The following is a 24,395-nucleotide window of genomic DNA, read 5'->3' as shown; positions in this document are numbered from 1 at the left end:
TGTTCGGCCGCCGCGACCTCCTGAAATCGTTCCCGTGCCGACGAACAGAGAAAGGCCGCGGGAACGTGACACTGCAGGAGAAGGCCGAGAGCCGGCTCGCCGGAGACCTGGCGCCCGGGGAACGCGTGCGCTATACGCTGCTCGCTTTCCGGATCGGCGGGGTGCGGAACACCATGATCGCCGGTGCGGCGGGCATCGCCGGGGTCGCGGGCGCGGCCGGCATGGCGCTCGCCGCGCGGCGGGGAAAGCCCGCCGCGCCGGAAGTGCCGATCCCGATTCCCGGCCGGGTGATCCTCGTTCTCACCTCGCACCGGCTGGCGGTCTTCACCGTCGGCGGCGTGATCCGCGCCGCACCGGGGAAGCTGCTGCACTCGTGGAGCCTCGGCCAGCTCTCGTGGGTGGCTGACCCCGAACTGGTCCCCGGGATGGCGCAGGCGCTCCGGTGCCAGGTCGGAGTGAGCGGCGAGGGCGTCCTCGGATTCGAGTTCCCCCGGCTGAACGTCCAGGACGGACGGGCGCTGATCGCCCGGCTGGCCCGCTCGCTCAAAGAACTCGACGCGGACCCGTCGTCCTGACCGGCGGCTACCGGTGTTCCCGGATCCGCGCCAGCCCGGCTGGCGCGGATCCGAAATGGACGATCCCCAGCCGCCGGGTGGCGCGCGTCATCGCGACGTAGAGATCGTTGCGGCCCAGGGGAGCGTCGAGGATCCGGTCCGGATCGACGATCAGCACCGCGTCGAACTCCAGCCCCTTGGCCTCCCCGGGTGTCAGCACCGTCGGAGCGCATCCCCGCAACGACGCGAGACGACACGACGGAGCGATGACCGCGAACTGCCCGCCACGGTGCTCGGCTGCGATATCACCGACGACCTGTGCCATCTCAGCGACCGTGCTTTGCCGCCGCCACGGCGTTTCCCCAGCCGCCCGCACCGAGCGCGGCGGCCGGAAACCGGGATGCTGTGCGGCGAACAGCTCGCTCGCCGCCTCCATGATCTCCACCGGCGTCCGGTAGTTGACGGTCAGCTCCGCCAGCCGCCACCGATCCGCGACGTGCGGCTCCAATACCTGTTCCCACGAGCCAGCTCCCGCCGGAGCACTGGTCTGGGCGAGGTCCCCGACCACTGTCATCGACTTGCCCGGACAGCGCCGCATCACCATCCGCCACGCCATCGCCGAAAGCTCCTGCGCCTCGTCGACCACCACGTGCCCGAACGTCGCGGTGGATTCGCCGAGCACCGCGGCGGCCTCGTCCAGCAACGGAACGTCCGCCGCGCTCCAGCTCCGGCTGCCGAACACCTCAGCCACCACGTCCTCCGCGGTCAGCGCAGGCCACAGCTCGTCCAGCACTCCGCTCACCGCGACGTCGGCCAGCAACGCTTTACGCAGGTCAGCCACGTCCGCCTCGGCCAGCAACCGCCGCGGCCCGTCGTCCGGCTCCGGCCCGAGCACCACCCCCGCCGCGGCCAATGCCCGCAGATCCGCCGCGCTGAGCCGGCCGTCCGCACTGCCGCCGTCGAGCGCCTCCCCGGTCTCGGTGAACACCACGTTCTCCAGCTGATCGGCCAACCGCCGCGCGAGAAGTTCCACCATCCGCTGCTGAAATACCAACCGAGCCTGCTGGTACGGCAACCCCTTGCTCGACGACTCTTCCACCGCACCCCGCCATTCGGCCGCCTCCAGCCGCACTGCCTGCTGCTCGAACACCACCTCGACCGTCCCGCCGGCCGCGCCCGCCCGGCTCCACACCGCCGCCGCGATCCGCTCCGCCGCTTCCGCCCGTCCCTTGCGTTCCGCGCTCTCGACCGAGTCCACCCCGCTGACCTCGACGTCCGGCCACAACCCGGCCAGCGTCGAGGTCACCACGGCCTGCTCGCCCAACCCCGGCAGCACCTGCCCGATGTAGTCGAGAAAAACGTCGCTGGGCCCGAGCACCAGCACACTCCGCGTGCGCAGCTGCGGACGCGTGTACATCAGATACGCCAGCCGATGCAGCGCCACCGCGGTCTTCCCGGTTCCCGGCCCGCCCTGCACTACCAGCACTCCCGCGTACCCGTCGCGCACGATCCGGTCCTGCTCGGCCTGCAGCGTCGTGACGATGTCGCCCATCCGCCCGGTCCGCTCCGCCGTGAGCGCCGCCATCAGGGCGGCCTCCCCGACGAGGGTCCCGGTGTCCGCCGCGTCGGGATCGAGCAACTCGTCGTCCAGCGCGGAAACCGTCCGCCCCCGGGTCGTGATGCGCCGCCGCCTTTTCACCCCGTGCGCGTCCGCCATGGTCGCGGTGTAGAACGGCCGCGCCGCGGGCGCCCGCCAATCGAGCAGCAACGGCTCGTCCGCGCCGTCCTCGAACAACCCCAGCCGCCCGATGTACCACCGGCTCCCGTCGTGCATCTCCAAGCGCCCGAAGCAAAGCCCGTCCTCGACGGCTTCCAGCCGGGCCAGTTCGGCCCGCCAGCGCGCCGCCGCTTCCGGGTCCGCGCTTCCCGCTCCGCTCGCCGCTTCCTCACGCAACGCGTCGAGCCTGCGGTACAGGCCGGTGACGTACTCCTGCTCGAGGACAAGCTCGCGTTCGACGTGCTTTTCGGTCGGCACCCCTGAACTCCCCACTGCCGGGTGATCGATGGCGTCGAGAGTGCGCGGCGATCCGGGGAAAGACCAGTCTTGTCTTTCCTGGCGGCGTCAGCCGAGCCGTCCGGACCGGGATGGCGCCGTCGTTGCCGCGAGAGTTGCGTCGCAGCCCGGTTTTGTCGGTGGGGCCGGGTAGCGTTCCGGTTCGTGGACGTTCGGGAACGAATTCAGGAGCTCGCCGATCAGGTCGTGGTGCTGCGCGACGCGTACTACCGGGGTTCGCCGGTGGTGGCGGACGCGGAGTACGACGCGATCGAGGACGAGCTGCGCGGGTTGATCGAGGCGAACCCGGAGCTGGCCCCGGACCCGAACCCGCTGGACCAGGTGGGCGGGCCGGCGGTGCTGCACGCGCCGATCCGGCATTCGCGGCCGATGCTGTCGCTGGAGAAGGCGACGCGGCCGGAGCAGGTCGAGGCGTTCTTCGACCGGTTCCCCGGCCAGCCGGTGGTCGTGATGCCGAAGCTCGACGGCCTGTCGCTGGCCCTGGTGTACGAGGACGGCCGCCTGGCGCGCGCGGTCACGCGCGGCGACGGGACCACCGGCGACGACGTGACCATGCTGGTGCGAGCGCTGACGGACGGCATCCCGCACCAGGTCAGCGCCCCCGGCCGGGTCGAAGTGCGCGGCGAAGCGGTGATGCTGCGCTCGACATTCGCCGCCTACAACACCGCGCACCCGGACAAACCGCTGATCAACCCGCGCAACGCCGCGGCGGGCACGCTGCGCGCGAAAGACCCGGCCGCGGTGGCCGAGCGGCGGCTGCGGTTCTTCGCCTTCGACCTGGACACCGAGCCCGGCAGCGCGGAAACCGACCTGGGCAGCGGTCTGCACGCGCTCGGGTTCACCGCGGCGGACATGCGCCGCTGCGCCGACGCGGCCTCCGCGCAGGAGGTGATCGCCACGATCGAACAGCAGCGCAACGACCTGGACTACGACATCGACGGCGCCGTCCTCCGGCTCGCCGACCGCACCGCGTACGCCGCCGCGGGCACTCGGTCGAGTTCGCCGCGCGGGGCGCTGGCGTACAAGTTCGCCGCCGAGGAGAAGACGACCGTGCTGTCCGATGTGGTCTGGGACGTCGGCAAGACCGGCAAGATCGCCCCGGTCGCGTGGCTGGAGCCGGTGTTCGTGGGCGGGACCACGGTCACGCGCGCGACGCTCGCCAACCAGGAGGTCATCCGGGCCCGCGGCATCAAGATCGGCGACACCGTGCTGGTGCGCCGGGCGGGCGACGTGATCCCGTTCGTCGCCGGGGTGCTCGACGAGTCGAAACGCACCGGGGCCGAGCGCGAGATCGTGCCGCCCTCGGCCTGCCCGTCGTGCGAGCAGCCGCTCACCGAACAGGGCAACAGCCGGGAACTGTTCTGCACCAACGTTTCCTGCCCCGCCCAGACCGTGCGGCGGTTGATCCACTGGGCGTCCCGGGCAGCGGCGGACATCGACGCGATCGGCGGCGTGTGGATCGAACGGCTCGCCGAGGCCGGGATCCTGGAACACCCGTCGGACTTCTACCGGCTGACCAAGGAACGCCTGCTCGAATTCGACCGCATCGGCGAGGTCTCGGCGACGAGGATGATCGAATCGATCGACGCCAGCCGCCGGGTGGGCCTGCGCCGGGCGCTGATCGGGCTCGCGATCCCGATGGCGTCGGAAGGCACCGCCGCGCGCCTGTGCCGGGCCGGATTCGGCTCCCTGGAAGCGGTGCTCGAGGCAGGCGTCGACGGGCTGGTCGAGGTGGAGGACATCGGACCGAAGGTGGCCGCCTCCCTGGTGGAACACCTCACCCGGCTGCGCCCGGAACTCGAACGCCTGCGCGAACGCGGGGTCTCCCTGGACGTCCTGGAGGAAGACCTCCCGCCCGCAGTCGTCGCTGGCGCCCCGCTGGAGGGCAAGACGGTCGTGGTCACCGGCGCGATCAGCGACCCGCGCTCCGGCGAGAAGGTGCCCCGCCCCACCTTCCAGCGCCTGTGCGAGACCGCGGGAGCGACCACCGCGTCGTCGGTCTCGGCGAGCACCGACCTGCTCATCACCGGAGCCGACGTCGGCGCGAGCAAGCTCACGAAGGCCGAGAAACTCGGCGTCGAGGTCGTGGACCAGGGGGTGATCTGGGACCAGCTGATCGCGGCCGGAGTGGCTTGACCCGGTGCGCCCGCCGCAGGGGAGACGGTCCGGGGCGGGTGTGGTGCCGTGCTGGCGCGAGTTGCTGTTGTGCGGCAAGGGAATTCGCGTAACCATGCGGCGGTTTGGTACCGCGCCAGGCTCGCGTGACCTGCTGCCTCCGACGCGGCTGGCGGTCGGGTTCGCGTGGAGGGCCGGTGCGAGCATGCGACGGCGTTGGCACTGTCCTAAGTGGATATTGCCAGGTATCGGCACGACTCGTGATCGCCAGCTCGCGGGTCGCGCGGGGGAGGCAGCGAGGCTCCGCGCTCGGGACGGACTCGGCACTGTCCCAACAGGCCTGCGAGCGGTGCCCGGCTGCGGAGTCCGAATCGGCATCAGCGCAACGCAGAATCGGGGAGATCCAATCGGCCTCGGGGTGGTGCCCGATGGCGGAGAATGAATTGGCGTTAGCGCAACGCACCATCGCGGGGTCCAAACAGGCCTCAGCCGCAACGCAAGACCCGGAGGCGCATTGACATGAGCGTGGTGCGGTCCAGGGGAGGCTGCACCGGCATCAGCCGCAGCGCAAGACCGGGACGCCGCATCGGCGTGAGCGCGGGTGCCGAGCCGGGAAGTCGGATTCGTCGTGAGCGTTGTGCCGGGCCGGGGAGGCGGATTCGGCATGAGCGCGGTGCCGGGCGGCGGAGACTGCATCGTCATCAGCGTGGTGCCCGGCCGCCGAGACCGCAGCTGACCCTCGCCCTGGCTGATCCCACCCATCCGCCCGGCCCCGCGAGAACAAAACCTCCCCGGCGACTTCACGCATAATCCCGCGCCACGAGCCGCGCCGAAGTACGATCCCGCCCAGAACCGACCATCCCTGGGGGAACGTCATGAAACGCATCGCGATCGGCATGGTCCTGTCCTCCGTCGCCGCGCTCGGCGGAGCGGGGGCCGCGGACGCGGCGGGCTACCCGGCGTCGGACTTCGGCGGCGGCATCAGCGGCGGCCGCACCGGCGGGACGCTGACCTGGTACAACCGTGCGGTCGGCGTCACCGGATTCGTCCGCGACGACGCCTCGGCGGGCAGCACCACGGTCACCTTCGAGTTCCGGCAGGCGGGCACCCTGTTCGACGTCCAGACCCGCACCGCCTCCGACGACCAGAAAACCTTCGGCTGGACCGAACCCGGCCCGTCCGGCGGGTTCAGCAAGGTCGACATCTACCTCGGCCGCAACGGAAGCAAAATCCTTATCGCCTCAGTGCCGCGCAAGGTCTGAGAGTCCCCGCGGCGGAATGCCGTTCTCGTCGTGCCACGAGAAATGCGACGGAGCTTGCCCATCGTGGTCTGCGGTGCCCGGCTGCTTTCCGGCTCGGCTTGTGCCCGCACCCACCTCCCTGACTCAGCTGGCCGCAACCCGCTCCGGCAGCCAAGCCCGCATCATCTCGGCATACCGCGGGACCGTCGCGAGCAGCTCCTCGTGCCGCCCGACCACCGTCTCCCGCCCGTCCATCAGCAGGACCCGGTGCGCCCGCACCGCCGACGACAGCCGGTGCGCGATCACCACCAGGGTGCCTCCCCGGGCGGCGAAGGCGCGTTCCGCGCGGACCTCCGCGGCGGGGTCCAAAGCGGACGTCGCCTCGTCCAAGACGACGATTCCGGCCGGTGCGGCGTAGGCCCGCGCCAGTGCGAGGAGCTGGGCTTCCCCGGCGGAAAGGCCCGCCGCGCCGTGGCCGAGTCCGGCGTCCAGGCCGCCGAGACGCGCTAGCAGCGGGGCAGCCCCGACGGCCTCGGCGGCCGCGACGAGACGGCGGTCGGAGGCTTCGGGGCAGAAGAGGGACAGGTTTTCGCGCACGGTCCCGGCGAAAAGGTAAGCCTCTTGCGGGACCAGCACCAGATGCCGCGGCCGGTCGGCCAGTTCGCCGGCTTTCGCGCCGCCCAGCCGGACTTCGCCGTGCTGCGGCGCCAGCAGACCGGTGAGCAGACCGGCCAGAGTCGATTTCCCGATGCCGCTCGGGCCGACGACCGCCAGGTGCTCGCCCGGGCGCAGGTCCAGGTTCAGTCCGCGGACCACCGGTTCCGGCGCCGCGCCCCAGCGGAACGTCAAATCGCGGACGGTGAGGCGGAGTCCGGCGGGGCTCTCGGTCGCCGGGGGACGTTCGGGCGGAGGGGTGGTTTCGGCGAGCCGCCGGAGCGCGACGATCAACCGGAGGACGACTGTGGACGCGGTAGCGGCGAGCCCGCGCAGCGCGGGTTGCAGGGTGGTGGCGAGGTAGACGAGCGCGCCCAGCGCGGCCCCGGCGGTCAGCTCGCCGCGGGCGACCATCGACGGGGCGAGGGCGAGCGCGAGGACCAGCGGGACGAACCCGCCGAGCGCCACGATCACCGACCGCAGCGCCGCCGACCTGGCCACCCGCACCGCGGCCGCGGCTTGCCGGTCCAGAGCGCGGTCGGCGGTCAGCGCGGCGACCGGTTCGGCCCCGCAAGCGACGACGTCCCGCATCCCGGCGAAGATTGAGCCGGTGACGGCCGCGGTGTTTTCGTCGGCCAGCGTGAGCGCACGTTGCCGCCGCGCGAGCGACGGCAGCAGCGCGGCGAACCCGGCCACCGCGAGCACCACCGGGGCAGTGACCGGCAACGCCAGCGACCCCGCGACGGTGAGCAGCCCGGCGATCGCCGCCGCGGTGGTGACGATCATGCCGCGAGCCTGGACCAGGAGCCCGCCGGTGGCGTCGCGCACGACCTCGACGTGCTGGGTGATCCGCGCGACGCCACTCGCGTCCGGCCCGCCCCGCGGCGGCGCGGGATCATGCAGCACCCCACGCACGACCGCGGTCACCAACGCGTCGCGCAACGGCTCGACGACCTTCCCGAGCTGTCGCCACACCAGCCGCGAGCCGAACGCGCCCGCGAGGGCGGCGAGCCCGAACACCCCGAGCCACACCAGGCCCACGCCCGGCCTGCCAGCGCCGAACCCGCTGGTGACGGCCAGTTCGACGAGCCGTCCGGAGAAGAAGGCGGGCAGTCCTTCGAGGACGGAACAGGCCAGGAGGATCAGGCCGCCGCGCCATTGCCCGGCGAGGGCGTTCCAGTAGAGGCGGCCGACGCTCATGACCGCCCCGAGAGGTCCGTGCGGCGGGGTTCCCGGATGCCCGGTCGCTGGGGTGCCGCCTCAGCGAGCCGTCCGGAGAGGTAGGTGGGTGGTCCTTTGTGGACGGAACAGGCCAGGAGGATCAGGCCGCCGCGCCATTGTCCGGCGAGGGCGTTCCAGTAGAGGCGGCCGACGCTCATGGCCGCTCCGAGAGGTCCGTGCGGCGGGATACCCAGCTGCCCGGCTGCCTGAGTGTCGCCTCAGCGAGCTGTCCCGAGAGGTAGGCAGGTGGTCCTTTGTGGACGGAGCAGGCCAAATGGACGAGGCCGCCGCGGGGAGGCATGCGCAGGGGTTTGGCAGCCCGAGCGATTTGTCCGGAGAGAAACGCGGGCGGTCCTTTGATGACGGAGCAGGCGAGAAGACCCAAGCCACTGCACCATCGTCCGGCGAGCGCGTTCCCGTAAAGGCACCCGATGCTGATAGCCCTCTCACGAAGACAGTGCGGCGACTTGCCCAGGCACCCCGCCGCCTCGGTGCCCACAGTTACGCACGCAGGGCCACGTAGGCGGGCCCCGGTCACGTTCCCTCCGTGAACACCGCGCGATACCCCGGAATTTGCCACAACCGCGCATGCGGCCCGACCGCCCGGATCCGCCCCGCCGCCAGCCACACCACCACGTCCGCCCGGGCGGCCATCGCGGCGCGGTGCGTCACGACTACCCGGGTCCGGCGGCCCAGTTCGGCGGTCACGGCGCGTTCGGTGATCGTGTCCAGGCTGGCGGTGGCGTCGTCGAGCAGAAGCACCCGCGGGTTTCGCGCGAGCGCACGCGCGAGGCCGACCCGGGCGCTTTCCCCACCGGACAAAGGGGTTTCGGCAAGGGGAGTGTCGTAACCGTGCGGCAACCGCACGAGAACGTCGTGGATGCGCGCGGTCCGGCAAGCCGCTCCGACCGCCGGGACGCTGGCCCAGGACCCATAAGCGACAGCATCGGCGACGGTGGAGCCGATCAGCGCGGGCTCGGCGGACGCATATCCGACGACAGCCCGAAGCTCCTCCGAACGCAGGACGGCCAAGTCGCGGCCGTCCAGCAGCACCTGTCCGGCATCGGGGCGGCGCAGACCGGCCAGCAACGAGACCACAGTGGACTTTCCCGATCCCGAACTCCCTACCACAGCGGCGAAACAACCAGCGGGAATGGTGAGGTCGACGTCGGTCAGCGCGCCGTGCACGGTGGCACCGCGGAGTTCCAGGGCACCGTTTCCGGGCAGAAGTCCGAGCGCACCGCGAGGCGGCGGCTCGGTGTCCAGGACCTCGGTGATCCGGTGCGCGGCCGAGCGGGCGCGGGAAAGCGTTGTGAGCAAAGGGATTTGCGTGACCAGGCCGAGGCCGAGCGCGACATAGCCGAGCGCGGCGAGGACGTCCCCGACGCTCAGCCGTCCGGCCAGCACACCGAAACCGGCCGCGGCGAGGGTGAGGATTTCCACCGTGGGGAGCAAGAGTCCGGCTCGCCACACCATCCGCGCTTGGGTGCGCCACATGCCTTGGCCCGCGAGGTTCAGCCGAGGCAAGGGACGCAGCACCCGGGCGGCTTCGGCGTCGGCGGTGCCGGACGCGGCGATCGTCCGCAGCCCGGCGACGGCGTCGAGCAGCCGTGCGGACAGCTCGCCGGAAACCCGTTGGTAGGCGAGAACATCCTCGGCCGTGCCGCGCAGGTGCGACCGCGCCAGAAGCAGGGCGAAGGGGAGGCTGCCGAGGAAAACCAGCGCCAGCCGCCAATCCAGGAACGCGAGCAGGACCACCGCGCCGGTGGACATCAGCCCGGTCGCGATCAGCCGCATCATGACCGCGGCGACGCCGCCGGCGGCCGCGCAGTCGCCGGAGACCCGGCTGACCGCGTCGCCGGGCGCGAACGGCGAGCCGGTGCCCACCGCGAGCAGCCGGTCGGTCACCCGGCGGCGGAGCCAGGCGCTGGCGTCGCTGGTCAGGCGAGCGGGAAGGACCATGGCGACGGCGTCCGCGGCGATCTCCGCGACGCCCACGGCCAGCAGCCATGCCACCGCTCCGGCGCTGTCCCGTCCGCCGAGCACGGCGTCGGTCGCCGCGGCGAGAGCGCCCGGCAGCAGCAACCCGGCACCGGCGGAGATCAGCGACGCGACGACGACCGCGGCGAGGCGGGGACGGTCCAGGAGAGCGGTCGAGACCAGCAGGCGGTCGGCGGATCCGGGCATGTCGCTCCCCTCGGGCAGCGGTCGGGACGGGGATGGAGGCCTGGTCGTGGTGGGGCGCGGTCCGCTCCGCTCGGACGGTGGTTCGCGGGCGTGAGTGGAGGTTTGGGCAGCGGCGCGGCGCGTGCGCGGGGTGTGGGTAGGTCGCTCAGGTCAGGTGATGGTTGGCGGGCGGCGGTGAGAGACGTGGTGCGCGGGGCTCCGCTCGGACGGTGGTGAGCGGGCGTGGGCGAAGGACCGGGTAGCGGGGCGGCGTGGGCGCGAGGTCCGGGTTGCGGTGGGCAGGCGCGCGGGAGCTGGATATGCCGCTCCCCTCGGAGTCGAGCGCGATGTCGGCGGAGCGAGGAACGCAGCGCCCGGGTCAAACACATCCCCCGCCAGCCCCTCCCTGGAGCAACAGGCGAACGCGGCAAACCGCATCCCGCGTCCTCCGCGCCCGCCCCGACGCGCCGCTGGTCCTGCACCATCCGCCCTGGTCACGACCGTCCCGGTCGGCCAGGGCAGAATGAGCAGGGCGGGAACGGCGCACTTGGCCTGTGCCGTTCCCGCCCCGTCCGCGCGGTCAGTCGCAGAGCAGCAGGCTGAGCGTGCTTTCGCCGCACCACGCGCTGTAGTGGCTGTAGTGGCTGTAGCCGTGCTGGTCGAGTCCCTGGCCGTCGAGGGCTTCCGGGGCCTCCAGCGCCTGCAGTTCCAGGACGTTTTCCATGGGTTTCTCCTTTTCTCGGGGTCCGCCGGCGCTCATCGGCCGGAGGTGTGCGGGGACGGTGCGGAGCCCAGGAAGGGCAGCGGTTCCGCGCCGTCCAGTAGTGCGGCGAGCGTGCGGAGGACCCCCGCGCTGCCGGTGCTGACGTCGGTCGACAGGCGAAGCAGCTGGTTGCCGGGGAAGGCCAGCCCGCCGCGGTACGGGACGCCGTGCCAGGACAGCCGCGCCAGGTGCAGGTCGATGGCTTCCCGATCCGGGTCGTCGGCGAAGGACAGCGCGAGCGCCAGCCCGCACCGGCCGTAGAGCAGGCCGGGGTGGATCACGAACTCCCCGCGGCACGCCGCCCGCAGCCCGGGCAGGCTCCGGGCCGCCGCCGAGTCCGGGAGGCGCCGGGCGACCTGCTCGGCGACCAGCAGGATTCCGGCGCTTCCGATCGCCGCGTACGGCAGCGTGCGCAGGGTGCCGTCGCGGACCTGCAGCGATCCGTCGGACGTCGTAACGCATTCCTCCAGGTCCCGGGCCAGTGCGCGGTCCGCCAGGGTGAGCCAGGACGGCTCGCCGGTGTGTTCGTACAGGCGCAGGAACAGCAACGCCGGCCCGGACCAGCCGCTCAGCAGACCGGCTCGAGCGAATCGGCCGGGCGGCGCGGCGGTTTCGAAAGCGGTCGCGAGCTTGACCGCGGTGTCCAGCGCCTGGCGGCCGAATTCGTTGTCGCCGCGGGTCGTCGCGAAGTGCAGGCGGGTCAAGCCGATTCCGGCGAGACCGCTTTCCAGTCCGTGGTCAGTGGTGTGCGCGACCAGCGCTTGGGACGCGGCGAGCAGCTCGTCGGCTTCGGATGCGTAGCCGAATTCCTCGAGCACGTACGCGATGCCATGGCTGCCGTCGAAGAAGCCGGGCCGTGAGGGCGGTTGGCGGCGCACCGCGGCCAGCAGCCACTGTTCGTATTCCGGATAACGGCCGGCTCCGGCGACGTGCAGCGAGTGCAGCACGCCCGCCGCTCCGACGCCGAATCCCGCGCCGCCGGAGCGGAACTGCTCGATATCGCCGGGGAACAGCCGGTCGGTGCGCTCGGGCGTGGCGCTCGCGAGGATGCCTTCGGCGATCTGCTTGCGCACCAGCGACCAGTCCGGCCGCGGCTCGTCCAGCGCGGTGTGGGCCGTCTCGGGCGATTCGTTGCGCGGCCCGAGCACGGAGACCACCCGGTCGGCGTACCCGTCGGACAGGCCGAACCGCTGCTGCGCGAAGTCCGCGATCCCGCGCAGCTTGCTCGGCGCGAGTTCCAGCAGCATCACGAGCGGGAGGAAGACCCACAATCGCAGCGCGGCCAGTGCGTGCTCGTCGATCTCGAACCCGTGCCGGTCGGCGGGCGCGCGGAAGCCGGGGGCGCCCAGTCCGGGACGGTCGCCGGAGTCGGCGTCGACGGCCAGCTCGAAGTCGATCAGCGAGACCCGGTCCCGCTCGTCCACCAGGATGTTCTTCCCGTGCAGGTCGCCGAACACGATCCCGTGCCGGTGGATGTCCGCGAGGATGCGTTCGACCTGCGCCAGCACGGCCAGCGCGCGCTCGCGATACGCCGCGAGTTCCGGTTCGCCGCTCGAACCGCGGGTGAGCGGGTAGTGCCGGGCGAGCCAGCTGCTCAGCGAGATGCCGGGCAGCCGCTCCATCGCGAGGTAATGGTGCTCCCACACGGTGAACTGTTCGTACACCCGGGGGACCCCCGGAACGTCGGACAGCCGTTCGAGCACCTCGCGTTCGCGGTTCAGCCGGGCGACCGCGTCGGCTCCGTCCCGGTCCAGCCCGGCGTGCGGCCGGGCTTCCTTCAGCACCACCGGTTTCCGGCCGTCCTCCCGCTCGGCGAGATACACGCCGCCGCCGTTGGAGAAGTGCAGGGAACCGGTCACCCGGTACGGGAAGCGGGCGCCGTTCTTGCGCGCGGCCAGGCTCTCGGACAAACAGGACGGAATCGGGACCCAGTCCGGCACGGAAAAGGAGGGTTCCCGCCGGTCGGGTACGAGAGAACCGTCCGGATGGCGGATTGCCAGGACGCGGGTCCCGGCGTGTTCGGTCCACAGTTCGGAGAATCCGCCGTACCGGACGTAAAGCGGGCCTTCGCGGTAGCGGAGATCGCTCAGAATATACGCGCCGTGCTCGCCTTCCAGCTCGGCGGAAAGGTCGCGCAGTATCCGGGCGAGCGCTTCGTCGGACTCCGGGTAAATCGTGACCAGTTTGCCGCTTCCCTCGCGCGGCGCGTATTTCGAATTGCGGCTCACCAGGATCGTCCGGGAGCGCAGGTGCTTGTACGCGACCCGATGGTCCACACAGTACCGATGCACGCGGGCCAGTACGCCCGCCGCGTTGTCCAGGCCCGCGGAGACATGGATTTTCCAGCCCTGGGCGGGAAGGCGGCACTCCGGAGGGCGCAGCGAACGCCAGATCCCGTGCGTCTCGAACGTCCACTCAGGTCCCGGCAGCGGCAGGTCCGCGGCCAGGTCGCCGGCCGCGCCCGGGGTCTCCCGCGGTTCGTCGAAGAACAGCGGATCGGCGAAGCAAAAAGCCTCGTACCGGACGTCCATGAAAACGAACCCTTCCTTTTCCCTGAGGAAAACCGGGCGACTTCGATGTCGGACGGTGACACCATTCCCGCACGAGGGGGGTGCCTCGGCCAATCCGCCAACCCGGGGGTTCGACGCTCCTCGTCAGAGTGACGGGCTCCGGTTTTGCGCGCTGAAACGGAGACTGCCCGTGAGCCAGCCCTACCCGATCGAGGCGTAACGAAGGCGTTTCGCGATCGGCCGCCCAGGTCGGCGCGGAAAGAGCCAGAGAAATTGGCGGAAGGTCATCAACACGTTCCGGTGAGCCGTCTTCCGCCGGTCGTCCGGCGCGAACCCGGGCCGCGTTGGTCCGTTCGGGGCAAGGTCGGCGCATTCGCGTCGCGAACGTGGTCCATTCGTTACCGGAGAAGGCCTTGCCGTCCGATTCGTCCCGGCCGCCGTGCCGTGAAGGGCTCCTCGCGGTAATCAGATTCCCACGAGGACTTCTCCGGAGCCAGGTTCGGGGCCGGGCTTCTCAGCTCGCCGTGGCTTTCCCCGGCACACCAGGCTTTCCAGCAGTTCCACCGCGCGCCGGGCGGCGGGATGCTCCGCGATCGGCTTCTTCACCGCGAGGCTGAGATGCCGGACCGGTGCGGGCGAGGTCAGCGCGACTGTGGTGAGGCCGTCCGGCAGTTCGCCGATCCCCAGCTCGGGAACCACGGTCAGCCCGATTCCCGTTGCCACGAAAGACATCGCGGTCCGGTAGTCGTGTGTTTCGACGACGAATCCCGGCGAGAACCCGGCTTGCGTGCAGGCGTTGAGCAGCACCTGCCGGCACGGGCCTTCGCGCAGGTCGTTGTCGACCCAATGCCGGTCGGCGAGCGCGGCGAGCGGAACCTCCGGCAGCCCGGCGAGCGGATCGTCGCGGCGGACGACCGCGAGGTAGGGGTCCTCGGCCAGCCGGTGCACGACGACCGACCCGGGATGCTCGGCCCCGGTTTCCTCCACGAAGATGTCGATGTCCGGATCGCCCGGCGTGAACTCGGTGAGCATCAGGTCCAGCCGCAGGCCGGGGAATTCGGCGCGCAGCGCGGCGACGGTCGGGGCCAGCCACGTCGAGCCCGCCGAGCCGAAGTAGCCGATCGACAGCCTGCCGACGCGTCCGGCCCGCAGTTCGGTCACCACCTGCTCGACCCGGCTGAACGCCTCGAACAGCGCCTCGGCCTCGGCGGCGAGGGTCCGCCCCGCCTCGGTGGGCTCGATGCCGCGCCCGGACCGTTCGAACAGCTGCAGTCCGGTCTCCCGTTGCAGCGTGGTGATCTGCTGGCTCACCGCGGACGGCGTGTAGCCAAGCGCGGAGGCGCTCGCGCGAATCGACCCTGACGCGACGACTGCGCGCAGCACGCGGAGCCGGGGAATGTCCAGCATGCAGCAAACGTACAGCACTCCTTAACGGAGGTACAGAACTCATCGCTTGTGCTGTACAGCGGAGCGAGGCGACGATGACCGGGTGACCGATCTCGTGGAAACCGTTCAACCCGCCAGCAAGACCGATTTCGGCAGGATCGCGGCCGCCGCCGGGCTCGCCGTGGTGCTGTGGGCCTCGTCGTTCGTCGCGATCCGCAGCGTGGGGCACGCGCTGTCCCCGGCGCCGCTGGCGCTGCTGCGGCTCGCTGTCGCGGCCGTCACGCTCACCGGATTCGCCGTGGTCAAGGGCGCGGTCCGCGTCCGGCTGTCCCGCAAAGCGTTCCTGCTGGTCGCGGCGTACGCCGTGCTGTGGCTGGCCGCCTACACCGTCGTCCTCAACGCGGGGGAGCGGCATGTCGACGCCGGAACGGCGGCGCTGCTGGTGAATCTCGCGCCGCTGATGGTCGCGGTCGCGGCCGGGAAGTTCTTCGGCGAAGGCTTCTCGCGCTCACTCCTCGTCGGCTCGCTCGTCGCGCTGGCCGGGGCGGCGCTGATCGCGACCGGAGCCACCGGAAGCAACGACTGGGCCGGTGTCCTGCTGTGCTTGCTGGCCGCCGTGCTCTACGCCGCCGGAGTCATGGTCCAGAAGATCACGCTGCGCCACGTCGACGGGTTGACCGCGATCTGGCTCGGCTGCGTCGTCGGCACCGTGGCCTTGCTGCCCTGGGCACCGCAGCTGATCAGCGAACTGCAGGTGGCGCCGACGGGCGCGGTGCTCGGCAGTGTCTACTTGGGAATCTTCCCCACCGCGGTCGGCTTCACCGCGTGGGCGTACGCGCTGCGCCGCACGGACGCCGGACGGCTGACGATGGTGACCTACGCCGTGCCAGCGGTGGCCGTGCTGCTGTCCTGGCTGCTGCTCGCGGAAATCCCGACCGTGTACGGGCTCGTCGGCGGGGCGCTCTGCCTGGCCGGGGTGGCCATCTCGCGCCGACGCTAACGCCGCCCCCACGCCGAAACCAGGGGATAGGACGACACGGCGAACCGCGGATCGGCGAGCACCCGGCGGAACTGTTCCAGTTCTTCCGGCCGCACGCCGTCCGCGGCCAGTTTTTCGGCCAGCTCCCTCGAATTCGCCGCCAGCAACCGGATTTCCGGCCCGCCGCCTGGCCATCTCGTAGTCGCCCGCGCGCTGCCGACCTCGCGCAATCCGGCCTCGGCGAGCACCTCCGGGAGCCGCCCGGCCCATTCGACGTCGCTGCCCTCGCGTTCGAGCAGGTCCAGGATCCGGCCTTGCACGGAACCGAAAACCGCGGCACTCGCTTCGTCGGGCGTGGCGAGCACGGTTTGCCCGCGCGGCTCGATTTCTTCGAGGACCAGCCATCCGCCGGGCGCGAGCGCGCCGGTCAGCTTCGCCACCAGCTCGTCGCGTTCCGGGAAGTGGATCAGCACCAGGCGGGCGTGGATCAGGTCGAACTTCCGGTCCGGGACCGGCTCCGCGCGGACGTCGTGGCGCATCGCCTCGGCGTGGGCGGGAAGGCCGGTGAGCAGCCGGGTGTCGACGTCCGTGGCCAGCACGTGCCCGGCCCGCCCGGCCAGCCACCGGGCGATCGACCCGCCGCCGGCCCCGATCTCCCAGCAGGACCACTCCGCGCCGACCCCGAGTTTCTCCAGGTGCCGGACGGTCGTCGCGTCGTAACTGGCTTCCAGCGCGGACATCCGGTCGCTCGCCGGGGCGCTCGCGTTGTCGAACGGGTACTCGTCGGCCATGCCGCCACCCTGCCAGCATTCGCACGGCGGTGCTGGCGGGACGGCGGAAGTCTCAGCAGGTTTCGCGGACGTGAGCGGAATCGCCCTTCGGCGTGACGTCCCGGTCGCGCCGGACGACGCTGAGAGTGCCGCCCCATTTGGCGCACGCGTTGCGCAGGCCGTCTTCGGTGTATTCGATGACGATCACGTGGTCGCCGAAATACTGGGTGTACTCCGCGCAATTGTCCTGCTCGCCGCATTCCTCGGCGACCGCGAAATCGAGCCCGTTCGCTTTGCGCTCCGAGGCGAGCTCGGAGGTGTTCTTCTGGGCGATCGCCAGGCCTTTTCCGTGCGCGCGCTCGGAAAGCAGCTGGACGAGGTCCTGGGCGTTGCGTGCGCTGAGCAGGCCCTGGGACCGGGTGAAGCTGTCGTAGTTGTCCGGCTCGACGGCTTGGTAGCCCTTGCTCGCGCATTCGTCGATCCACCCGCCGACCTTGTCCGCGATCCGGCCCCGCTTGTCCGCGGTGCGCGTGTCGAGCAGGGCTTCGTTCCAGTCGGGATCGAGGACGACATTGCCGTCGCCGTCGCGCAGAACCAGGTCTCCCCATTCGTTCTCGGCGCCCGGCTGCGCCTGGAAAGCGTTGACGTAGCAGATGTTGTACAGCCCGGCCGCGGCCGGGGCGCTGTGGTCGCGGCTGACGACCTGGACGCCCGCCGGCGGCTGGTAAGGACCGCCGATCTGGTAGTCGAACCCGGCGTGCGGGGCGGGCGGGGCGACGGCCGCGGCCGGGCTGTGCGGTGTCGGCAGCGGCGAGCTTTCCGCCGGGCCCGCGGCGCCGAGCGTGCACGCCGAACTGCCGATCAGCAGGGCGGCCGCCGCGGTTCCCCGAGAAATCCGACCAGGAAGCGAAGGCATCTGGTGACTCCAGCGTTGGTGAGTACGGCCCCGCCTCGGAGGTTTCGACGACATCCTGGCGACTGGGTCCGGGCTCGCAGCACACTGCATTACCGGCTGGGCGTACTTCTGGCGCCTGCCTGTCCGGCAGGCACCAGAAGTTTAGCGGATCATCGCGCCGGGCCGTCAAGACTCGTTAGCTGCCCAGTGTTTCCCGCAGTCCGGGCTGCAGCGCGTCGCCGTGCGCGAGCACCATTTCGTCGCACAGCTCCCAGATCCGTTCGACCGGAAGCGCGGCCGCGGTGGCGGGATCGGTCATCGCCGCGTGCCGGATGTGCCGAGGGTCGTTCTCGATCGCCGCGCGCACCACGAGTTCGGTGGTGCTGAGGTACGTGCGGTTGAGTGCGGCCAGCTGCGGCGGCAGCGCGTCGACCCGCGTGGGACGGATGCCGGTGGCGTCCGCGAGACACGGCACCTCGACGGCTCCGGTCGCGGGGAGATTCGGGATCAGGCCGCGGTTGAGCACGTTGCCGTAAACGGTGCGCGGCGTCCCGGTGATGACACTGTGGATGATCTGCGGCGCGTATTCGTTGGTGCCTTCGACAGTGAGCGGTTCGTCGCGCTCGACGGCTTGGCGGGTGCGTTCGTATTCGGCCTCGTTCTCCGCCACCACGTCGAGATACGCGCCGATCGGCAGCCGCAGCCGCTCGATTTCGCTGGTATGGCCGAGATACCAGGGCACGTATTCGGAGGAGTGCTCGCTGGTTTCGGTGGGGTAGTAGCCGAGCCGCCGGAACATGTCGAACCGGACGCGCCGCCGCAGCTGCGGGTCCTCGGCGAGTTCGGCGAGCCGCGGGTACAGATCGGCGCCCTGGTGTTCCAGACGCAGGATCCAGGCCTGGTGGTTGACGCCCGCGGCGTGGTAGGTGACCTCCGGCAGCGGAACCTCCAGCAGCTTGGCCAGATCGTGCACCGTCCAGTACACCGAGTGGCACAGGCCGACCACCCGGTCCGGGCCGAGCGTTTCGGAGAGGTACTGCACGTTCATCGCCATCGGGTTCGTGTAGTTCAGCAGCCACGCCCGCGGGCACACCTCGGCGATGTCCTCGCCGAGTTCGCGCAGGAACGGGAAAGTGCGCAGGGCGCGGAAAATACCGCCGACGCCGAGCGTGTCGCCGATTGTCTGCTTGACGCCGAAGCGCGCGGGAACGTCGAAGTCGACGCGAGTGGCCTCGCCCATTCCAATTTGGACCATGTTGACGACGAAGTCCGCGTCCGCGAGGGCTTCGCGGCGGTCCGCGTGCGCGGTAAGGACGGGTTTGGCCCCGCGGGTTTCGGCGATGCGACCGGCCGCCGCGTGCGCAGTGCGCAGGCGTTCCGGGTCGATGTCGTGCAGCGCGACGTGCACCCCGGCCAGTTCGGGGTAGGCGAACAGGTCCGCGAGCAGGCCCTGGGTGAACACGACGCTGCCGGCGCCGATGAAGGTGATCTTGGTGGTCATGCGTTTTCCGTTCCGGTGTTGTCGGTGAGGTCGAGCTCGTTCCAGGTCGGCTGGCCATCGATCCCGCCGCGCGCGAGCGTCGAACGGCCGCCGCCCGCGACCCCGGCCCGCAGCGCGTCGGACAGCGGCAGCCCGCGCAGCGTCGCGGCGAGGAACGCGGCGTTGAAGCTGTCGCCAGCCCCCACGGTGTCGAGCGGAGTGATCGGGGACGCCGGAACCGTGACGGTTTCGCCGTGATGATGGGCGATCGCGCCCTCGGCGCCGTTCTTGACGACCACAGTCGGGCCGTGTGCGGCGAGGTGCACCGCCGCGTCGAGCAGGGCGGATTTTCCGGACAGCTGCCGCGCTTCGGCGGCGTTGGGCAGAAGGAAATCGGTCTCCTGAAGTACCAGTGGGATGCCGGTGGGATCCCACTGCCGCGCCGGGTCGTCGTTGGTGTCCAGCGAGGTGGTCGCGCCGTGCGCTCGGGCGGTGCGGAAAAGCTCCGGCAGCCCGGCGGCGAGTTTGGGCAGCAGAAAGTACGACGAGGCGTGGACGTGGCGCGCGTTCGCGAGCAGCTGCGCGGGGACGTCCGCCGCCGACACCGCGTCCAGCACTCCGGAACTGGTGACGATGGCTCGGCTGTCGCCGCGGGTCAGGATCGCGGTGAGCGGGGTCGGCAGGGCGGGATCCACTGTGAGGGCCTGCGTGTCGACGCCGCGGTCGTCGAGAATGCCGCGGACGAAACGTCCCGCGGCGTCGTCGCCGATCCGTCCGGCGAAGGCGACTTTCAGCCCCAGCCGGGCGGCTCCGGCGGCGGTGATCGCGGCGGACCCGCCGAGCGTGAGCGAGCCGTGGCCGACCAGGTTCTCCCGTTGCTGGAAGTCGAGGTCCTCGGTCAGCGGCCCGAGGACGACGTCGGGGTTGGCGTCGCCGAGCACGAGCAGGTCGAAGCGGTGCGGCATGCGTGGTTCCTCTGGATGACGCGGTTCAGCCTTTGAGACCGCTGGAGGTGATGGACTGGATGAACGTCTTCTGCGCGCCGAGGAAGGCCAGCAGCACGGGCAGCACGGTGATCACGTTCCCGGCCATCACCGCCGCCCAGTTGGTGTGGTGCTGTCCCTGGAAGGTGGTCAGGCCGAGCTGCAGGGTGTACTGGGTGTCGTGGTTGATGGCGATCAGCGGCCAGGTCAGGTCGTTCCAGGTGCTGAGGAAGGTCAGCACGGCGACCGTGCTCAGCGCGGGCCGGGACAGCGGGAGCACGATCCGGACCAGCACCCGCAGCCGGGAACAGCCGTCGATCCAGGCCGCTTCCTCGAGTTCGCGCGGCAGCGACAGGAAGAACTGCCGCAGCAGGAAGACCGCGAACGGCGTGACCAGCGACGGGACGATCAGCGCGCCGAGCGAGTCGATGAGGCCGAGCTTCTTCATCACCAGGAAGGTCGGGATCATGGTGAGCTGGAACGGCACTGCCATCGTCGCCATCATCAGCCCGAGCATCACCTTCGACCCGCGGAACCGCATGCGCGCGAACGCGTAGCCGCCGAGCGAGCCGAAGACGAGGTTGGCCGCCACGGTCACGACCGACACGATCAGCGAGTTGGTGAACCAGCGGAGGAACAGCGCGTTCTCCAGCACGTACCGGTAGCCGGAGAAGTCGATCCCGGACGGCCACAGCGTCGGCGGGAAGCGGTTGATTTCCGCGTTGCTCATCACCGAACTGAGCAGCAGCCACACCAGCGGGGCGGCGAACACCAGCGCGAGCGGGGCCAGCAGCAGATGCCACGGGCTGAACGGCCATCGCCAACGCCGTGGCTGACGTATCACGTCGTGGAGTTGAGATGCGGAGACTGGGGCTGCGGGAGCGCGCGTCGTCATCGGACCTCCTTGTCGCGGCGCAGCAACCGGGTGCCCAGCCCGAGTGCCAGCAGCACGACGGCGAGCACGTAGGCCGCGGCGGCGCCGTAGCCGGCGGTGAAGTTCTGGAAGGCCTGCTGCCAGATGAAGTAGACGATCACCGTGGTCGAACCGAGCGGGCCGCCCTTCGTGGTGACGTAAGTCAGGTCGAACACCTGCAACGATTGGATCAGCTGCCACAGCGTCAGGAAGGTGGTCACCGGCAGCACCGCGGGCAGGGTCACGTGCCGGAGGATCCGGAACGGGCCGGCGCCGTCCAGCCGCGCGGCTTCGATCAGCGACGGCGGCACGTCCTGCAGTGCGGCGAGAAAGACCACCATGCAGAACCCGGTACCGCTCCACAGCGTGATGGCCACCAGGATGAGCAGAGCTTGCGACGGGTCGGTGAGAAACCCTTGCGGGCTCAGGCCGATCCGGTGCAGCAGCGAGTTGGCGACCCCGAATTCGGGGTCGAGGATGAACGAGAACAGCACGCCCTGCGCGGTGGCCGAAAGCACGAACGGGACGAACATCAACGTCCGGTACGCGCCGATGAAGCGCACCCGCCGGTTCAGCGCGAGCGCCAGCGCGAGGCCGAGCACGATGCTCAGCGGGACGTATAACGCCGTGTACAGCAGCGTGTTGCCGACAGCTTGGCCGAAGTGCGGGTCCTGGGCGAGCGCCGCGTAGTTGTCGACGCCGACGAACCGGGACGGGGTGACGAGGTCGTCAGCCTGGAACGACAGGATCAGCGACCACACTACGGGGACGAGCCCGAGGCCGATGATGACGATCACCGAGGGGCTCAGGTAGGCCCAGGCGGCGGCGGTCTCGCGGCGGCGGCGGGTCTTGGCGGCCGGAGCGACGGTGATCGGGCCGGGATGCACGGACATGAGCGAGGTCCTAACGGGGGATGACGAGGGCGGCGTTGGCCGCAGAAGCGCAGTCGCGCATGGCGTCGGCGGGGGTCGCGCGCCCGAGCAGCACCGAAACGATCGCCGCGGCGACGGCCTGCGAAACCTGCGGGTAAGCGGGGTGGTTCGCGCGGACGTGCGAGTTCTCGAGCGACTTGACGAACACCGAAAGCCCGGCAGTGTCCTGGGTTTTCCGTTGCCACCCCGGAAGTTTTCGCGATTCGGCGCTCAGCGGGAGGCTGCCCGCGCCGACGTCCCAGACGACGTCCTGGGCGGGGGAGGTCAGCCACCGCAGGAACGTCTTGGCCGCGGCGAGGCGCCGCTCGCCGTTGTCGAACACCGTCCAGGTGTCCGGCCCGGAGATGGTGATCGGCTTCCCGGTGAACGTCGGCAGCGGGACGATGTGGTAGTCGAGTCCCGCGTCGACGATGTCGGGCAGCTGCCACGGCCCGGTCGGCACCATCGCGATCCGGCCCGAGGCGAAGGCTTGGTACATCTGCTCCGAGCCGGGCTTCGGGTCGATGTAGACACTGCGGTCGGCGGCCAGGTCGCGGATGACCTCCAGCGCCCGCACCCCGCTGTCGGCGAAACCGATGCTGCGGCCGTCCGGTCCGACGATCGTGCCGCCGAGGTCCCAGATCATCGGCCACAGCCGCCAGACCGTGTCCTCGTCGCCCGCGCCGGGCCAGGCCGTGCCGAACTGCCCCTGGTCGCGATTGGTCAGTTTCTTCGCGGCGGCCACGAAATCCGGCCAGCGCCAGGAATCTTCCGGAAGCGGGATCCCGTGCTGCTGGAACAGTTTCTTGTTGCAGGCGACGGCCAGCGAGTCCAGCATCGCGGGCACCGCGCGGACGCGCTCGTTCACCGTGACGGCTTCGAGAGCGGGCTTCCAGAACTGGCCGTGCACGACGTCGCCCATGTCCGCCACGCGCGGGCTGCGGGCGATGCTGGCGAGGTCGGAGCCGAAGATGTAGGCGATGTCGGGGTAGGAGCCGGACGCGAGCGCCGCGGTCACCTTCTGCAGCATGGCGTCGGCGAGCACGCCGCCGCCCAGATCGATCCGGATGTCGGGGTGCTCGCGCTGGAACGCGGCGACCAGCTGTTTGAGGACTTTGAGGCCGGTGTCGTTCTGGCCGTGCCACATTTCGACGGTGACCGGCCCGGACGTGGCGGCGGGGGCCCCGGCACAGGCCGCGGCGGCGGGTGCCAGCGCCAGTGCCGCCGCGCCGCGGAGAAACCCGCGCCGGTTCAGGGTGCGCACGCGCATGGGATTCCGTGTGCTCCCTTGCGTTAGCGCTGCGGGCGGGGACGGCGGGAGGGTGAGGTCATCTGCGGTTTCCTTCCGGCGGGGAGAAATAGGCGGCTACCGTTTCGGGCAGGGGAGGGACGTCGATCGGCACGGAGCCGGAACGCAGCGACCGCGTGGCGAGTGCGCCCGCCGCGACGGCTTCGCGGGCGGCGACCGGCGACAGTTCCGGCGGATCGCCGTGCACCACGTAGCTCAGGAATTCTTTCATGGTAAGGAGATCCGCGTCCCGGTGTCCTGATGCGACACCGTCGATCGGGTACTCGCGGTCTCCGTCCAGCGACCATTGACGGCGGCGGTTCCATACTTTCACTACACCGCCGCCGGTGTCGCCGAGGTTCTCCGCGCGGCCCTCGGTGCCGATCACGGTGTAGTTTCGCCAGTAGTCGGGCGTGAAATGGCATTGTTCGTAGCTAGCGAGAACGCCGTTGTCGAGTCGCATGTGGACCATCGAGAGGTCTTCGACGTCCACAACCGGGTTGAGGCCGGTTTGCGTGGCGGGAGGCCAGTTGTCGTAGGAAAACCACTCGTCGGCCAACCGGTCGCCCTGACCGCTTCGGTCGGTGATGGCGCCGTAGACGGCCAAGTCGCCCATCGCGGTGACACGGCGGGTGAAGCCGCCGGCGAGGTAGTGGATGACGTCGAGGTCGTGACTGGCTTTCTGCAGCAGCAAGGAATTCACCCGGCTGCGGTCGGCGTGCCAGTCCTTGAAGTAGTAGTCGCCTCCGTTGCCGACGAAATGGCGGCACCACACGGCCTTCACCTCGCCGATCTCGCCGCGCGTCACGACCTCGCGCAGGGTGCGGACGACGGCTGCGTGCCGGAAGTTGTGTCCGATGTAGAGCGGAGTGCCGGTTTCCTGTGCGGCGGCGAGGGCAGCGTCGGCGTCGGGAAGTGTTGTGGCGAGCGGCTTTTCGAGGTACACCGCCACTCCGGCGCGGAGCAGGTCGACAGCGATCTCGGCGTGCGTCCAGTCCGGCGACGTGACGACCGCGGCGTCGACGAGGTTCGCGATGTCCCGGTGCCCGTGCCTGATCTCGATCGCGCCGAACATTTCGCGCGCCCGCGCCCGTCCTCCTCCGCCGGGGTCCGAAGCGGCGACGATCTCCGCCGCGATCCCGGATCCCGCCACGTGCCGGGCGATCCCGGCCCGCAGGCCGACCCCGACCACCCCGACCCGCAGCACCCCGCGGTTCACCACGTCGCCACCTCACCTCTGCGTGATAGTGATTCACAGGATGGCAAAACAATCATAAAGTTGCAATGGGCTGTCCGGCGGCTTGTCTCGCGGGGACGGCGGGTGGCGTCGGCGATCTGGGCGTCGATGGCCGAACGCGTGGAACACTTCCGTCCAGTGCGGCTGAGGGGTGACGCCCGCGAGAGAGGTCAGCCAGTCCAGCCCGGATCTCGGGCAGTACCGACCGGCGATGGACGCCCCTCGTTTCCCTGGGGGCGGGCTTGCCGATGCGCT

General features: G+C 70.6%; 19 protein-coding genes. 4 read left to right on the top strand and 15 right to left on the bottom strand.

The window, feature by feature from the left end:
- The first annotated feature begins 65 nt into the window (after window positions 1-65).
- The gene (locus ACZ63D_RS01250) at window positions 66-575 is read left to right on the top strand and encodes a hypothetical protein (RefSeq protein ID WP_465352273.1); all 510 of its coding nucleotides are present in this window, start codon (window positions 66-68) and stop codon (window positions 573-575) included.
- A gap of 7 nt (window positions 576-582) precedes the next feature.
- On the opposite strand, the gene ACZ63D_RS01245 is transcribed toward ACZ63D_RS01250, so the two are convergent.
- Window positions 583-2,589, bottom strand: coding sequence for a HelD family protein (locus tag ACZ63D_RS01245; RefSeq protein WP_465352272.1), 2,007 nt, complete (start codon window positions 2,587-2,589; stop codon window positions 583-585).
- A gap of 183 nt (window positions 2,590-2,772) precedes the next feature.
- Between ACZ63D_RS01245 and ligA the strand changes: the two genes are divergently transcribed.
- Window positions 2,773-4,764 carry an NAD-dependent DNA ligase LigA gene (gene ligA, locus ACZ63D_RS01240; RefSeq protein ID WP_465352271.1) on the top strand — a complete coding sequence of 664 codons (1,992 nt, stop codon included), beginning with the start codon at window positions 2,773-2,775 and terminating at the stop codon, window positions 4,762-4,764.
- Between the two features lie 854 nt (window positions 4,765-5,618).
- Entirely contained in the window at window positions 5,619-6,005 is a 387-nt protein-coding gene (locus ACZ63D_RS01235; RefSeq protein WP_465352270.1) for a hypothetical protein, read from the top strand.
- Between the two features lie 123 nt (window positions 6,006-6,128).
- On the opposite strand, the gene ACZ63D_RS01230 is transcribed toward ACZ63D_RS01235, so the two are convergent.
- The 6 genes from ACZ63D_RS01230 to ACZ63D_RS01205 form a co-directional block, all read right to left on the bottom strand.
- The gene (locus tag ACZ63D_RS01230) at window positions 6,129-7,838 is read right to left on the bottom strand and encodes an ATP-binding cassette domain-containing protein (protein WP_465352269.1); all 1,710 of its coding nucleotides are present in this window, start codon (window positions 7,836-7,838) and stop codon (window positions 6,129-6,131) included.
- Window positions 7,835-8,017, bottom strand: coding sequence for a hypothetical protein (locus ACZ63D_RS01225; RefSeq protein ID WP_465352268.1), 183 nt, complete (start codon window positions 8,015-8,017; stop codon window positions 7,835-7,837). Before ACZ63D_RS01225 ends, ACZ63D_RS01230 begins: the two co-directional genes overlap by 4 nt.
- A gap of 376 nt (window positions 8,018-8,393) precedes the next feature.
- Window positions 8,394-10,046 (bottom strand): ABC transporter ATP-binding protein, encoded by a 1,653-nt coding sequence (locus ACZ63D_RS01220; protein WP_465352267.1) that lies wholly within the window; start codon window positions 10,044-10,046, stop codon window positions 8,394-8,396.
- 559 nt (window positions 10,047-10,605) lie between these two features.
- The gene (locus ACZ63D_RS01215; protein ID WP_465352266.1) at window positions 10,606-10,749 is read right to left on the bottom strand and encodes a class III lanthipeptide; all 144 of its coding nucleotides are present in this window, start codon (window positions 10,747-10,749) and stop codon (window positions 10,606-10,608) included.
- A gap of 32 nt (window positions 10,750-10,781) precedes the next feature.
- Window positions 10,782-13,319 (bottom strand): class III lanthionine synthetase LanKC, encoded by a 2,538-nt coding sequence (gene lanKC, locus ACZ63D_RS01210; protein WP_465352265.1) that lies wholly within the window; start codon window positions 13,317-13,319, stop codon window positions 10,782-10,784.
- Window positions 13,320-13,763: 444 nt separating this feature from the next.
- A complete protein-coding gene (locus ACZ63D_RS01205) occupies window positions 13,764-14,705 on the bottom strand; it encodes a LysR family transcriptional regulator (RefSeq protein WP_465352264.1) in 942 nt (313 codons plus the stop codon).
- A gap of 82 nt (window positions 14,706-14,787) precedes the next feature.
- On the opposite strand from ACZ63D_RS01205, the gene ACZ63D_RS01200 reads away from it, so the two are divergent.
- Window positions 14,788-15,684 carry a DMT family transporter gene (locus ACZ63D_RS01200; protein ID WP_465352263.1) on the top strand — a complete coding sequence of 299 codons (897 nt, stop codon included), beginning with the start codon at window positions 14,788-14,790 and terminating at the stop codon, window positions 15,682-15,684.
- Here ACZ63D_RS01200 and ACZ63D_RS01195 read toward each other — a convergent pair.
- The 8 genes from ACZ63D_RS01195 to ACZ63D_RS01160 all read right to left on the bottom strand — a co-directional run bounded on the left by ACZ63D_RS01195 (window position 15,681) and on the right by ACZ63D_RS01160 (window position 24,125).
- Window positions 15,681-16,454: a class I SAM-dependent methyltransferase gene (locus ACZ63D_RS01195; RefSeq protein WP_465352262.1), complete on the bottom strand. Its 774-nt coding sequence runs from the start codon at window positions 16,452-16,454 to the stop codon at window positions 15,681-15,683. The genes ACZ63D_RS01200 and ACZ63D_RS01195 overlap by 4 nt on opposite strands.
- A gap of 52 nt (window positions 16,455-16,506) precedes the next feature.
- A complete protein-coding gene (locus ACZ63D_RS01190; protein ID WP_465352261.1) occupies window positions 16,507-17,349 on the bottom strand; it encodes an endo alpha-1,4 polygalactosaminidase in 843 nt (280 codons plus the stop codon).
- A gap of 175 nt (window positions 17,350-17,524) precedes the next feature.
- A complete protein-coding gene (melA, locus tag ACZ63D_RS01185; RefSeq protein WP_465352260.1) occupies window positions 17,525-18,829 on the bottom strand; it encodes an alpha-galactosidase in 1,305 nt (434 codons plus the stop codon).
- Window positions 18,826-19,773, bottom strand: a complete 948-nt coding sequence (locus ACZ63D_RS01180) for a carbohydrate kinase family protein (RefSeq protein ID WP_465352259.1) — start codon at window positions 19,771-19,773, stop codon at window positions 18,826-18,828. Before ACZ63D_RS01180 ends, melA begins: the two co-directional genes overlap by 4 nt.
- 25 nt (window positions 19,774-19,798) lie before the next feature.
- The gene (locus tag ACZ63D_RS01175) at window positions 19,799-20,635 is read right to left on the bottom strand and encodes a carbohydrate ABC transporter permease (protein WP_465352258.1); all 837 of its coding nucleotides are present in this window, start codon (window positions 20,633-20,635) and stop codon (window positions 19,799-19,801) included.
- A 47-nt stretch (window positions 20,636-20,682) separates the two neighbouring features.
- A complete protein-coding gene (locus ACZ63D_RS01170; RefSeq protein WP_465352257.1) occupies window positions 20,683-21,597 on the bottom strand; it encodes a carbohydrate ABC transporter permease in 915 nt (304 codons plus the stop codon).
- 10 nt (window positions 21,598-21,607) lie between these two features.
- Window positions 21,608-22,885 (bottom strand): ABC transporter substrate-binding protein, encoded by a 1,278-nt coding sequence (locus ACZ63D_RS01165; RefSeq protein WP_465352256.1) that lies wholly within the window; start codon window positions 22,883-22,885, stop codon window positions 21,608-21,610.
- A 58-nt stretch (window positions 22,886-22,943) separates the two neighbouring features.
- The gene (locus tag ACZ63D_RS01160; protein ID WP_465352255.1) at window positions 22,944-24,125 is read right to left on the bottom strand and encodes a Gfo/Idh/MocA family protein; all 1,182 of its coding nucleotides are present in this window, start codon (window positions 24,123-24,125) and stop codon (window positions 22,944-22,946) included.
- Window positions 24,126-24,395: the final 270 nt, after the last annotated feature.

This window comes from Amycolatopsis sp. NPDC104775 (assembly GCF_055583325.1).
Note: the sequence above shows the minus strand (reverse complement) of the source record. Positions and strands in the feature narration are given on the sequence as shown.

Coding starts and splice junctions, on each gene's coding strand:
- ACZ63D_RS01165 (WP_465352256.1), bottom strand. CDS start 22,885: ATGCGCGTGCGCACCCTGAACCGGCGCGGGTTTCTCCGCGGCGCGGCG.
- lanKC (WP_465352265.1), bottom strand. CDS start 13,319: ATGGACGTCCGGTACGAGGCTTTTTGCTTCGCCGATCCGCTGTTCTTC.
- ACZ63D_RS01195 (WP_465352262.1), bottom strand. CDS start 16,454: ATGGCCGACGAGTACCCGTTCGACAACGCGAGCGCCCCGGCGAGCGAC.
- ACZ63D_RS01230 (WP_465352269.1), bottom strand. CDS start 7,838: ATGAGCGTCGGCCGCCTCTACTGGAACGCCCTCGCCGGGCAATGGCGC.
- melA (WP_465352260.1), bottom strand. CDS start 18,829: ATGACCACCAAGATCACCTTCATCGGCGCCGGCAGCGTCGTGTTCACC.
- ACZ63D_RS01180 (WP_465352259.1), bottom strand. CDS start 19,773: ATGCCGCACCGCTTCGACCTGCTCGTGCTCGGCGACGCCAACCCCGAC.
- ACZ63D_RS01205 (WP_465352264.1), bottom strand. CDS start 14,705: ATGCTGGACATTCCCCGGCTCCGCGTGCTGCGCGCAGTCGTCGCGTCA.
- ACZ63D_RS01235 (WP_465352270.1), top strand. CDS start 5,619: ATGAAACGCATCGCGATCGGCATGGTCCTGTCCTCCGTCGCCGCGCTC.
- ACZ63D_RS01170 (WP_465352257.1), bottom strand. CDS start 21,597: ATGTCCGTGCATCCCGGCCCGATCACCGTCGCTCCGGCCGCCAAGACC.
- ACZ63D_RS01225 (WP_465352268.1), bottom strand. CDS start 8,017: ATGAGCGTCGGCCGCCTCTACTGGAACGCCCTCGCCGGACAATGGCGC.
- ACZ63D_RS01190 (WP_465352261.1), bottom strand. CDS start 17,349: ATGCCTTCGCTTCCTGGTCGGATTTCTCGGGGAACCGCGGCGGCCGCC.
- ACZ63D_RS01215 (WP_465352266.1), bottom strand. CDS start 10,749: ATGGAAAACGTCCTGGAACTGCAGGCGCTGGAGGCCCCGGAAGCCCTC.
- ACZ63D_RS01220 (WP_465352267.1), bottom strand. CDS start 10,046: ATGCCCGGATCCGCCGACCGCCTGCTGGTCTCGACCGCTCTCCTGGAC.